Annotated in this window: 8 protein-coding genes; 7 read left to right on the plus strand and 1 reads right to left on the minus strand. The window is 63.4% G+C overall.

The window, feature by feature from the left end; all coding sequences use genetic code 11:
* Window positions 1–2 precede the first annotated feature (2 nt).
* From PJL15_RS14520 to PJL15_RS14550, 7 genes are all read left to right on the plus strand, one after another.
* Complete coding sequence (locus PJL15_RS14520; RefSeq protein WP_281451850.1) at window positions 3–1,496, plus strand: dihydrolipoamide acetyltransferase family protein; 1,494 nt, start codon at window positions 3–5, stop codon at window positions 1,494–1,496.
* A 233-nt stretch (window positions 1,497–1,729) separates the two neighbouring features.
* Entirely contained in the window at window positions 1,730–3,259 is a 1,530-nt protein-coding gene (locus PJL15_RS14525) for a hypothetical protein (RefSeq protein WP_281451851.1), read from the plus strand.
* 360 nt (window positions 3,260–3,619) lie between these two features.
* Window positions 3,620–5,404, plus strand: a complete 1,785-nt coding sequence (locus PJL15_RS14530) for a hypothetical protein (protein ID WP_281451852.1) — start codon at window positions 3,620–3,622, stop codon at window positions 5,402–5,404.
* Window positions 5,405–5,669: 265 nt separating this feature from the next.
* Window positions 5,670–7,841, plus strand: coding sequence for a S8 family serine peptidase (locus PJL15_RS14535; RefSeq protein WP_281451853.1), 2,172 nt, complete (start codon window positions 5,670–5,672; stop codon window positions 7,839–7,841).
* Window positions 7,842–7,925: 84 nt separating this feature from the next.
* A complete protein-coding gene (locus PJL15_RS14540) occupies window positions 7,926–8,816 on the plus strand; it encodes an MBL fold metallo-hydrolase (RefSeq protein ID WP_281451854.1) in 891 nt (296 codons plus the stop codon).
* Window positions 8,817–9,043: 227 nt separating this feature from the next.
* Window positions 9,044–10,027: a hypothetical protein gene (locus PJL15_RS14545; RefSeq protein WP_281451855.1), complete on the plus strand. Its 984-nt coding sequence runs from the start codon at window positions 9,044–9,046 to the stop codon at window positions 10,025–10,027.
* A 98-nt stretch (window positions 10,028–10,125) separates the two neighbouring features.
* On the plus strand, window positions 10,126–12,069 hold the full coding sequence (locus PJL15_RS14550) for a beta strand repeat-containing protein (protein WP_281451856.1): 1,944 nt from the start codon (window positions 10,126–10,128) through the stop codon (window positions 12,067–12,069).
* A 14-nt stretch (window positions 12,070–12,083) separates the two neighbouring features.
* Here the strand turns inward: PJL15_RS14550 and PJL15_RS14555 are convergent.
* On the minus strand, window positions 12,084–12,307 hold a 224-nt coding region (locus PJL15_RS14555; RefSeq protein ID WP_281451857.1), incomplete at its 5' end, for a hypothetical protein.

Raw genomic sequence — 12,307 nt, forward strand, 5'->3', positions numbered from 1 at the left:
CCATGAGTTCAGATATGCAGGTCTTCAAGCTGCCCGACCTCGGAGAAGGGCTCACCGAAGCCGAACTGGTGAACTGGCTCGTTGCCGTCGGCGACGAAATCGTGGTTGACCAGCCCATCGCCGAGGTCGAGACCGCAAAGTCCATGGTTGAGGTGCCCTCGCCTTACGCAGGCACCGTTGCCGAACTGCACGGGGAAGCAGGCCAAACGCTCGACGTCGGCAAGCCGCTGATCTCGATCGCCCGCGTGGGTGCCTCCGTAGGTTCGTCCGCTGCCGCGGCTCCTGCTGCTTCTGTTCCGGCTGGGTCTGTTGACCCTTCGCCGGTGTCTTCGGGGGTTGACGCTTCGCCGGCCGTGCAGGCTGCAGCCGAGACGTACCGGACCGAGGAGAAGGCCGGCTCGGGCAACGTGCTGATTGGCTATGGCACGCCCGGGGGAGCGACCGGCGGCAGGACCCGTCCGCGGAAGGCGAGTCTCGCCGTCGTCGAGCCTGTTGTTTCCGAACCTCGTTCCGTTCCTGAGCCGGTTGCTACTCCTGAGCCGGTTCTGGAACCCGCTGTTGCCGGGACGCGTATCCCTGGCAAGCTCAGTGCTGTCATCTCGCCGCTGGTGCGGAAGATGGCTCGCGACCACGGGGTTTCGCTGGATGCGATTGAGGGTTCGGGTGCCAGTGGTTTGATCATGCGAAAGGACGTGGAGGCTGCCATTTCTTCTCCGGAGGCTCCTGCTGCTGCTCCTGCTCCTGTTTCTTCCCCTGCGGCCGAGGGTGCCGTCGACGCCCGCACCGGCTTGGCTGTCTCCGAACGCAAGCCTGTGCGTGGCGTCCGCAAGGCGGTGGCTGCCAACATGGCGCGCAGCCGTACCGAGATCCCCGAAGCCACCGTGTGGGTGGACGTGGACGCCACCGCGCTGCTGGATATGCGCGCCGAACTGAAGAAGCGTGCACCGCACGATACACCTGGCTTGTTGGCCTTCATCGCTCGTTTTGTCACGGCTGGGTTAAAAAAGTATCCCGCCCTGAACACGCGCTTTGAAACCACCTCCGATGGGTCCCAGGAGATCGTGGGCTTCGACGGAATCAACCTCGGATTCGCCGCCCAGACCGACCGCGGACTCGTGGTCCCCTCCGTACGGAACGCGCATGGGATGAGTGCCCGCGAACTGGACGCAGAGATCCGGCGACTGACCGCCGTCGCGCGTGAAGGAAAGGCGACCCCCACCGAACTGGGCTCCGGCACCTTCACGCTGAACAACTATGGCGTGTTTGGCGTGGACGGCTCGGCCGCGATCATCAACTACCCCGAGGTTGCGATGCTCGGGGTGGGCCGCATCATCGACAAGCCATGGGTGGTCAACGGTGAACTCGCCGTCCGCAAGGTCACCGAGCTGACCCTGGCATTCGACCACCGCGTCTGCGACGGCGAAACCGCTGCGGGTTTCCTCCGCTACGTGGCCGACGCGATCGAGAACCCAGGCGGCGCGCTCGTGGATATGTGATTCGACGCCTAGGACGGCTGAAGAGACCACGACCATTCGGTCGTGGTCTCTTTTGTGTTCAGTGTGAGCTTCGTCACCTTTTTTGAATTTCACGACAGGAATTCCTCGTTGCCCTTACTCCTTCTGTGATCGATGTATAGCCGTGGCGGTCCCGCTCCCCGGACAGGGCAACCGGGCCGTCAATGCGTGCCTTGCCCTGGGGTTGCGCAATTGACCCAAACTGAAGGAAATCCATGATTAAGAAGTTAGCCGCGGCCTTTGCCGCGACCACACTATTGGCGGCGGGGGTGTTTGCTGCACAATTGGCGTCGCCATCGCCCGCATTGGCAGAAGCGCCGCCGGTTGCTGCATCCGCCTTCGAAGCGCCGCTTTGTCCGGGTGCCACTGAAGATGTGCCCAACGCAACGATGGATGGCGCAAACCTCGACAATTACAATCAGGGACTAGTTGTTCCCCTGTATAACGTCTTCGGCGACGCCGGCGGTGCTCAGCTGCCTCCCCTGTGCGGTGTTCGGTACGCCACCGAGGCCGAAGGTGGCCCTGCGGGCGGTGGCCCGCTCAGCACCTGGATGTTCTGCACTGACCGAGATTTGCATGCATGCCACGACGGTCGTCCGCTTGACGAAGACCTTGAGAAGAACGCCGACATGACGGACACGCAGCGCCGCGAGTTTGCCTACATCGTGCAGCAAGGCTTCCAATACGTAGCGGGCAATGGCACGGTAGACGAACTCGTCACGGCCGGCCCCGACTCGAGGACAATTGACCGTCTTCGAGTGCAGGCACTGGCGTGGTGCGTGGCTGATTATTCCAAACTGAATGCGGACCAGCAGGCCACCTGTGTGGCCAGCAAGCTCGGTCCCGATGACATCGATGAAACGCTCGGCTTCCTGGCCCAGCCCTACACGCCGCAGCTGACCATCGATCCTGCTTCCTCGGGTCCGTACGTTCCGGGAGCGGAAGCCAAGCTGACGTTGAGCACCAACGTCGTTAAAACCCCGATCACGCTAAGCAGCAGCAACGGTACCGTTCAGCTGTGCGAAGGCGAGGCTGACGCCACGTTGAACGGCTCTACCTTGACGGTCAACGAACCGGCGACTGTCGGCGACATCGTCACAGTTGATCTCTGCGCCACCGCAACGGCCGCTGGCACGGTCACCGTGAAAGCCTCGGCGACACCCATCACCGATGACACGCTCAACTGGTTCCACAACGGCGACGCCACCTGCCAGGTCTACGCGGTGTTCACCCCCAACGAATCGCACGTAATTTCCGATTCCGCGGAGATTGCCTACGTCGCGCCTGCCCCGACGGAAACCCCGACGCCGAGCCCGTCGCCGTCGACCGCTACGCCGACGCCGACCCCGTCGCCGTCGACCGCTACGCCGACGCCGACCCCGTCGCCTTCGACCGCTACGCCGACGCCGACCCCGACGACGACGGATACGCCGACCGTGACACCGACGCCGAGCCCGTCTGAGAGCACGGCTACGCCGAGCCCGTCTGAGAGCACGGCTACGCCGAGCCCTTCTGCGAGCATGGCTACGCCGACCGAAACTGCGGCTCCGACAACGGCTCCGGCGATCACGCCGGGCCAGGATGTACCTTCTGATTCTTCGTCGTCGAATGTTGAGGAAGGCAGCGATTTGGCCTACACCGGAACCCAGCTGGTTCCCTACGTGTCAGCCGCGGCGGCGCTTCTCGCCTTCGGTATCGTCTTGATGATCCTCGCTCGCCGCAGGGCAGCAGGACGTCACAGCTAACGACGTCGCAGCTGGCCTCCGACGGATAGTCTGCTCCAACAAGTGTGCCCCGGAAGTTCGCCTGCTTCCGGGCCACACTTGTGCCGACTCAATCGAGAACCCAGGTGGCGTGCTCGCGGACATGTGATTCCACGCTTCGAAGGGCTGAAGAGACCACGACCATTCGGTCGTGGTCTCTTTTGCATTCAGTGTGAGCTTCATCACCTTTTTTGAATCTCGCGACAGGAATTCCGCGTTGCCCTTACTCCTTCTGTGATCGATGTATAGCCGTGGCGGTCCCGCTCCCCGGACAGGGCAACCGGACCGTCAATGCGTGCCTTGCCCTGGGGTTGCGCAATTGACCCAAACTGAAGGAAATCCATGATTAAGAAGTTAGCCGCGGCCTTTGCCGCGACCACCCTATTGGCGGCGGGGGTGTTTGCGACGCAGTTTGCACTGCCTCCATCTGCGGCGGCATCCACGCCTCCTTCGGCAGCAACCACCTTTGAGGCCCCGCTGTGTCCGGGCACCACGTATGGAGACCCCACGCCCGACACCACGGTCAGCGGAACGAATCTCGACAATTACAACGCAGGGCTTGTAGTTCCGCTTTACAGCCACCAGGGCACGGGCACCACTGGTATTACTACTCTCCCGCCGTTGTGCGGCGTCCGCTACGAATCCGAAGCGGACGGCGGCCCTCTAGGCGGCGGTCCCGTTAGCGCTTGGATGTTCTGTACGGAACTTACCAAGCACTCTTGCTTCGACGGACGCCCCCTGGATGATGATCCTGACAAGAACGCGACGATGACCGATTTTCAGCGTCGAGTCTTCGCCTACGTTGTTCAGAACGGCTACCAGTACAACGATGGCGTTACCAACAAATTTGTAACGGCGGACGCCGGCACGGATGAACGGTACAAGTTGCAGGAACTGGCATGGTGCATCAACGACTACGCCAACATGACAGGGAGCAACCGGACAGCCTGTGAGAACGGTGGGTTGACCCCCGACAAGATTAACGAGCAGTTTGCGTTCCTTTCCCAGCCGTTCGTACCGCAAATGACCGTTTCGCCGGCCTCCCAGTCGCAAGTGGTGGGTCAGGAATCACGCGTCACGGTATCCACGAATATTGCCGAAACGCCCATCAATCTGACGTCCACCAACGGAACCTTCGCGCTCTGCTCCGGAGAATCCGATGGCACCCTGAACGGCAATGTCCTGACGGTCAATACTCCGGCGACTGCTGGATCTTCTGTGGACGTGGACCTCTGCGTCACCAGCCTGACTACGGGGACAGTGTCCATCGATGCGTCGGTTCTTCCTGTAACCGAGGAAAGTTTGAACTGGTACAGCAATGGCGATGAGGGCTGCCAGATCTATGCGGTATTTGCTCGAGCCGATGCTCAGACGATCACGGCATCAGCCCAGATCAATTACGGCCTAACGCCGACGCCGACCCCGACGCCTACGGATACTCCGACGGTTACGCCGACGCCGACTGATACTCCGACGGTTACGCCGACGCCGACCCCGACGCCGACGGATACTCCGACGCCGACTGATACTCCGACGGTTACGCCGACGCCGACTGATACTCCGACGGTTACGCCGACGCCGACTGATACTCCGACGGTTACGCCGACGCCGACTGATACTCCGACGGTTACGCCGACGCCGACCCCGACGCCGACGGATACTCCGACGGTTACGCCGGCGCCGACCCCGACGCCGACTGATACTCCGACGGTTACGCCGACGCCGACGCCGACGGATACTCCGACGGTTACGCCGACGCCGACGCCGACGGATACTCCGACGGTTACGCCGACCCCGACGCCGACGGATACTCCGACGGTTACGCCGACCCCGACCCCGTCTGAGAGCACGGCTACGCCGAGCCCGTCGCCGTCGACCGCTACGCCGAGCCCTTCTGAGAGCACGGCTACGCCGACCGAAACTGCGGCTCCGACAACGGCTCCGGCGATCACGCCGGGCCAGGATGTACCTTCTGATTCTTCGTCGTCGGATGTTGAGGAAGGTAGCGATTTGGCCTACACCGGAACCCAGCTGGTTCCCTACGTGGCAGCCGCGGCGGCACTTCTCGCCTTCGGTATCGTCTTGATGATCCTGGCTCGCCGCAGGGCAGCAGGACGTCACAGCTAACGACGTCGCAGCTGGCCCCTGGTGGCTAGCCTGCTTCAACACGTGTGGCCCGGAAGCTCGACTGCTTCCGGGCCACACGTGTACCAAAACCTGTCACAAAAGGGACTGTGTACACCGGAGAGCCGATAGTCCGCTTACAATTTCCTGGGGGTCAGCTGGTGGTCTCCAGTTGCCCGCGATCAGCCGTTCAAGGCTGCGCGCGATTTCCTTAGGAAGCCCAGTGAAAAAACCCGCACTTCGTCCCTTGAGGACCATTGGCTTAGCCATGACCACTCTGTTGATCAGCGGAGGGCTGGCCGTGCAGCCAGCCGTTGCCGATCAGATCAACATCATCCCGAGCACCCCCAAGGTTCTCCAGGCGACCCCCGACACTCCCACGGACCAATTCATCGTGGGAATTCGGGACAGCGCAGCCCAGACGGCTGCAGTGAAAGCCGAGAACGCGGCGGACCACGCAGCCACCAAACTCGGTGTTGAGGCTGAGAGCTCCCGCGAGAATGCGACCGGCGGGCACGTTATCAAGCTCAATGAGGCACTCTCGCCCGCCGAGGCACAGGCATTCGTTGAGACGCTTAAGGCGGATCCGAACGTGGCTTACGCCGAGGCCGATGACATCATGCGTCCCACCTCGCACTCGCAGGACTACGGCTACCTGGAGCAGTGGAACCTGTGGGACAACCGGTCGGGCATCCGCACCCCCGGAGCTTGGGACTACAACCACGGTGAAGGCGTAGTGGTTGCGGTGGTCGACACTGGAATCACCAGCCATCCCGAGCTCGACGCAAACGTGCTGCCCGGCTACGACATGATCTCCAGCGCCGCCGATGCGCGCGATGGTGACGGACGCGATCCCAACCCCACAGACCAAGGTGACTGGGTTCCCGCGGAAGAGTGTGAGGCCGGTAGCCCCGCCGAGAACTCTTCCTGGCACGGAACCCATGTGGCCGGCATACTGGCGGCCCTTGGCAACAACAAGATCGGCATCTCCGGCGTAGCGCCGAACGCCAAGATCCTTCCGGTCCGTGCCCTCGGTGTCTGTGGTGGTTACAGCTCGGATATCGCCGACTCAATCGTGTGGGCAGCAGGTGGCGTGGTGGCAGATGCACCCGTCAACCCGAACCCGGCAAAGGTGATCAACCTTAGCCTCGGTGGCATCAAGGAGTGCTCCACCACGTACCAGAACGCCATCAACTTCGCCTACAACTCCGGCGCAGTGGTTGTTGCTTCCGCCGGAAACTCCAACCGCCCCGCTGCCGACGCGAGCCCCGCGAACTGCCAGAACGTCATTGCCGTGGCAGCAAGCGACAAGGCCGGAGCCCGGGCCGCGTACTCCAACTACGGCCCAACCGTGGACGTCACCGCACCCGGTGGCAACATGAGCACCGACGTCAGCGGTGGCATTCTGTCCACCCTTAATTACGGAGAAACCACCCCGGGCGAGCCCGCCTTCGCCTGGATGGAAGGTACATCCATGGCAGCCCCTCACGTTGCAGGTGTTGCAGCACTTCTCATGTCCGCGGAAGGTGGCACTGTCACTCCCGCACAGGTGGAGCAGCAGCTCAAAGAGTCGGCCAGGCCGCTGCCGGGCGGTTGCTCGGCCGGTTGTGGCGCGGGCCTGGTGGACGCAGCTGCAGCACTGAAGAAGTTCGGTGGGACCGCACCCGCCGCGGCTCCGAACAAGAAGCTCACCGACTTCAATGGCGATGGCACAAGCGACGTCATTGCCCGCGATGGCAGCGGTGCGCTGTGGCTTTACCGGGGTAACGGCTACAGGGGCTGGCAGGGCAGCCGCACCCAGATCGGTGTGGGCTGGAACGGGATGACCTCCATCGAGGCACCCGGTGATTTTAACGGCGACGGCTACGCAGACGTCATTGCCCGCGACGGTAACGGCGTGCTGTGGCTCTACCCGGGCAACGGATGGGGTGGCCTCCTGAACGGGCTTCAGATCGGCGCCGGTTGGAACGTGATGACCTCCATCAAGGCCTCTGGCGACTTCAACGGCGACGCCAAGGCTGACATCATCGCCCGCGATGGCAACGGCGTGCTGTGGCTCTACCCCGGAAACGGCGCCGGCGGCTGGCTGCAAGCCCGTCAGATCGGCTCCGGTTGGAACGTCATGACAGCCATCGACGGCGTGGGCGACTTCAACGGCGACGGCAAAGCTGACGTCATTGCCCGCAATGGTTCAGGCGCGCTGCTGCTCTACCCCGGCAACGGCTCAGGCGGATGGCTTGCCTCCAGCCAAATCGGTTCTGGCTGGAACATGTTCAACGTCATTGAAGCTCCGGGCGATTTCGACGGCGACGGCAAGGTGGACGTCCTCGGGCGCACCAGCGGCGGCGACCTCGTGGTGTACACAGGCGATGGCTTCGGCTGGTGGCTGTACTCCGCCCAGGTAGGCGCCGGCTGGAACGTCATGACGGCCATTCTCTAAATCACTGCCCCTGCGGCTCGGTTCATTCCGCTCGCTCCCAGCTTTCCGTGGGTAGAGTAGAGGCCTGAACATCGCCGGATTGCAGTGGATACGGAGAACGCATTGTCAGCTTGGCTGGAACTTGGACCGGACAACTACGTCTTGGAAACCGAGGGATCGTTACTCAACACCGGGCTGGTGGTGGGCTCTGAGCTCGCCATGGTCATCGATACCGGCTGCGGCCCTCGCCAGGGCCGGGAGATCCTTGCCGCGGTTCGTGAAAAGACCCAGTTGCCGCTGGTAGTGGTGAACACCCACGCGCATTACGACCACTTCTTCGGTAACGCCGTTTTCGCAGACGACGGCGTTACCGAATTTTGGGCGCACGCCAACTGTGCGGCAACCATCGAACGCGACGCCGACAACCAGCGACGCTTCGTGGCGACCAACGAACCTGAGATGGCCGCGGGGGAGGGCGACGCCGTCGAGATTGTTGTCCCGAACGCGCTGGTCCACGACCAGCCGGTGCTTGTAGACCTCGGCGGAATCACGGCCACCCTGTTCTACCTCGGCCGTGCCCACACGGACGGTGACCTGCTGGTTGGGACCAGCTCCACACTGTACGTTGGCGATCTGGTTGAGCAGGGAGCGCACCCGTCGTTCGAGGATTCGTACCCCGAAGAGTGGGCGGATGCCCTGCGGCACATCTCCGCGCTGCGGCACCGCTACGAATTCCTGGTTCCGGGCCACGGAAAACATGTCAGTGACGAGTTCGTCAAAACCATGGCCCACACCATGGGCACCGCGGTCCGGCAGGCAACCCAGTCCATTCGCGACATGCCCTCCGACGCCACCAAGGCCATTCCCGTGCTGCCTTACGGCCCGGAACAGTCGCGCTGGTTCATCAAGAGGCTCCAGGAAACCCAGGCCCAGGGACGTTCATCCCTGGGTACCGCGGACTTCGGTCCGAGTGAAACGGGCTCGTACCCCTCATAAATCGGGTTCTTTGCTGGGAATGGGTCCTGAATCAACAAGGATCCTTACAAATTTGTCATCTTGTTTACTCCCAACCATGGACTATTTGAATAGTCCCTCCTAGGATGAAGGCGACCATTGGTTCGCGACTACCTGGGGGTGTCGAGATGAGGGGTTCACGCGTATTACCGCGTGCTGCCAGCATTCTCCGCTCTGTCATGGTCGCGGGCGCAGGCACCGCAATCTGGATGGCACTCTCAGCCACCGCCGCAAATGCGGACACGGGCGCTCTGGAGAAGAACCTTCCGGACAGCCCGACATCTTCGAGTTCCATCAGCATTCCGTTGCCCAACGTCGCCCTGCCGGCTGCCGTCAAAGGACTGCTCCCGGCCGATCAGGTCAACGTGCCCGTGCCTGCGGTAACGCCTGTGGTGCAGCACGTGGGGGGAACCCTCGATCACGTAGTTGGCACCGTGCCCGTGGTGAACCAAGTGGTTCCCGCAGACACGGCCGGAACCATCGTGAACACCGTTCTGGCACCTGCCACCGACACCGTGGACCACACAGTGAACGTGGTTGTTCCTCCCGTGAACGCAGCCGTGGAACCAATCCGGCTGGATCCGGTAACGGATGCGGTCAATCCGGTGGTGGAGCCCATTGTGGGCGCGGTCGACACCGTCCTGCCGCCCCTCGATTCCGTGGTCCCTCCAGTCACGATTCCGCCGGTGGTTGTTCCGCCGGTCAGCTTGCCTGGAACTGAACTTCCAGCGGTACCGGGCACCGACAATTCAGTAGCCCCGGCAGTGCCCGACGTTGGCACTTCGCCAGCCGCCGCCGTCGTGGGTTCACCTGAACCGGGCGTCAGTGCCCCGGCGTCGCAATCCAATCTTTCCGCACCGTCCACGGTCAGTGGGCCCTCATTCGAGGCTTCGTCGTGGGTGATGTCCACCCGCCACTTTGGCCCCACCGGAATTACCGCGGTGCTCGGCGGGTCCTCCTCGCCCGCCGATCCTGCAACGCCGACCGGGCTGCCCGGCGACCGGGACGCTGTCCCGTCGGGGCTCGCAGGCAGTGGTTCCGGCGCGTCGTCCAACGGCCCACCAAGCCCGGCTGCAGCATTCCTCGACGCCGCCGTGATTATGCCCGCCGATGCACTTCCTGGCCTCACAACGGCCAGCGATGAACAACATCCGAAGCCGGTTTCATTCGATCCCGGCTCCTCTCCTGACTAGGTCCCCGGCCATGCTGCATCAACTTTCGCGGCAGACGGCACTACAGACGATCCGTGATCGGACGTCTCCGGGAACAAGACCTTCAGGAGAAAAACACCATGAACACGACCATTCGCAAGTGCCTGATCGGCACCTGCTTTGCCGGGGGCATGATTGTCCTCAGCGCCACCGCAGCCAACGCGGCGGATACCACCAGCGGCAAAGACGGACTTCTGTCCGGCACGCAGGTGGTGGCGCCAATAACAGCGCCCGTCAATCCCGGCGCAACTTCTTTGGGCCTGGTGGGGGACTCGGCGGCAACCAGTTCGGCAGCTCCTGCTGCCGGTTCGGGTTCAGCACCCGCCACCACCAACGGTTCCAACGGCATCGGCTCCGGAACGCAAGTAGTAGCTCCGGTAACGGTGCCCGTAAACCTGGGCTCGTCGTCAGTGGGTCTGCTGGGGGGCTCCACTGCGGCGAGCTCAGCCACACCTGCCGCCCCGGCTGGGGCAACGAGTTCGACGCCGGCAGCGACCACCGGGGGAGCCGACGGCATCGCCTCGGGAACCCAGGTTGTGGCACCGGTGACGATCCCCATCACGGTGGGTTCGACGTCGGCCGGCGTGCTGGGTGACTCGGCAGCAACCTCAGGATCAACAGCTCCTGCGCAGGCCCAGGCGCCTGCGCAGGCAACGACGTCGGGGGGAGAGGGTATCGCGTCCGGCGCTCAGGTAGTGGCTCCGATTTCGGTCCCTGTTAACATCGGAGCCACTGCCGTGGGTGTGGCCGGGGATTCTTCGGCTACCTCCGGTTCCAACGGCTCGACGGCTGGCAGTGCTCCTGCTACTTCGGGTGCCACCACTTCCGGCTCTGACGGCATCGGTTCGGGTACGCAGGTCGTTGCTCCGATTACGGCTCCGGTAGGCGTTGGGTCCACCTCCGCTGGTGTGCTTGGTGATTCTTCCGCGACCCCCGGTGGCAGCGGTTCGACAAGTGCTCCTGTTGGCTCGACGTCGGGTGCTTCCACTTCCGGCTCTGACGGCATTGGTTCGGGAACCCAGATCGTTGCTCCTATTACGGCTCCGGTAGGCCTGGGTTCCACCTCGGCCGGTGTGCTTGGCGACTCCTCAGCCACCACGGGTTCCAACGGCGGTACGACCGGCACGGCACCTGCCGGCTCGACGTCGGGCGCCACCACCTCCGGCTCTGACGGCATCGGTTCGGGAACCCAGATCGTTGCTCCGATTACGGCTCCGGTAGGCCTTGGGTCCACCTCGGCCGGTGTCCTGGGTGATTCTTCCACGACCAACAGCGGCAGCGGTTCGACAAGTGCCCCTGCTGGCTCGACGTCGGGTGCCACGACTTCCGGCTCTGACGGCATCGGTTCGGGGACCCAGATTGTTGCTCCGATTACGGCTCCGGTAGGCGTTGGTTCTACGTCGGCTGGTGTCCTGGGTGATTCTTCCGCGACCACGGGTTCCAACGGCGGCACGACAGGCGCGGGCACCACGCCTGGTTCCAGCACGTCAGGCAACGATGGACTCCTTTCAGGTACGCAGCTGATCATCCCGATCACGGCTCCTGTGACCGTTGGGTCAACTTCAGTGGGCATTGGCGGCGGTTCTGTCGGTGCAGTGACTCCGCCGGTTGTTACCCCGCCGGTTGTTACTCCCCCTGTAGTGACCCCGCCGGTTGTCACCCCGCCCGTAGTAACTCCTCCCGTAGTAACCCCGCCGACCGAGACCCCCATTACCGGAGGCCCCTCCACCGGCGGAGAACCTGGTGTTGACGAGCCCGTCGGTGGCGCTGTAACTGGCGGAGCTGACGGTGCTGACAATGGAAACCTTGTCGGCGGAAGCATCCACACTGCGGGCAGTGTCCACACGGTGGTTGGCACCAACGGGTCAGTGACGGCGGCGGCCTCCACCGCCGTCGGAAGCGCCAACACCCTGGCTGCCACGGGACTGGACAGCAGCTTTGCACTCTGGGCGGGAGCGCTGCTCGTCATGGGCCTGGTCTTGACCGCCCTTGGTCGTCGGACGGCAGCAGCCAGCCGCAGCTAAGGTTCCAGTACGAATCACGCTCGCATGTAGCGGTTGCGGCTCCGGTCCTCGGAGCCGCAACCACTGCGCGCCAGCCCCGTGCACCCGTAGCCGCCGATCGCGCCCGTAACCCCTGGTGCGTCGAGCGTGTACGGGTGCGAACCAGCCCACGAAAGGGCGCGCCGGGTGCGTACGGGTGCGAACCTGACCACGAAAGGGGTGCGAACCAGACCACGAAGGGGTGCGCCGGGCGCGTAGG

The sequence above is a fragment of the Paenarthrobacter nitroguajacolicus genome (genome assembly GCF_029952445.1).
Taxonomy (GTDB): Bacteria; Actinomycetota; Actinomycetes; order Actinomycetales; family Micrococcaceae; genus Arthrobacter; species Arthrobacter nitroguajacolicus_B.

Coding starts and splice junctions, on each gene's coding strand:
- PJL15_RS14520 (WP_281451850.1), top strand. CDS start 3: ATGAGTTCAGATATGCAGGTCTTCAAGCTGCCCGACCTCGGAGAAGGG.
- PJL15_RS14525 (WP_281451851.1), top strand. CDS start 1,730: ATGATTAAGAAGTTAGCCGCGGCCTTTGCCGCGACCACACTATTGGCG.
- PJL15_RS14530 (WP_281451852.1), top strand. CDS start 3,620: ATGATTAAGAAGTTAGCCGCGGCCTTTGCCGCGACCACCCTATTGGCG.
- PJL15_RS14535 (WP_281451853.1), top strand. CDS start 5,670: ATGACCACTCTGTTGATCAGCGGAGGGCTGGCCGTGCAGCCAGCCGTT.
- PJL15_RS14545 (WP_281451855.1), top strand. CDS start 9,044: ATGGCACTCTCAGCCACCGCCGCAAATGCGGACACGGGCGCTCTGGAG.
- PJL15_RS14550 (WP_281451856.1), top strand. CDS start 10,126: ATGAACACGACCATTCGCAAGTGCCTGATCGGCACCTGCTTTGCCGGG.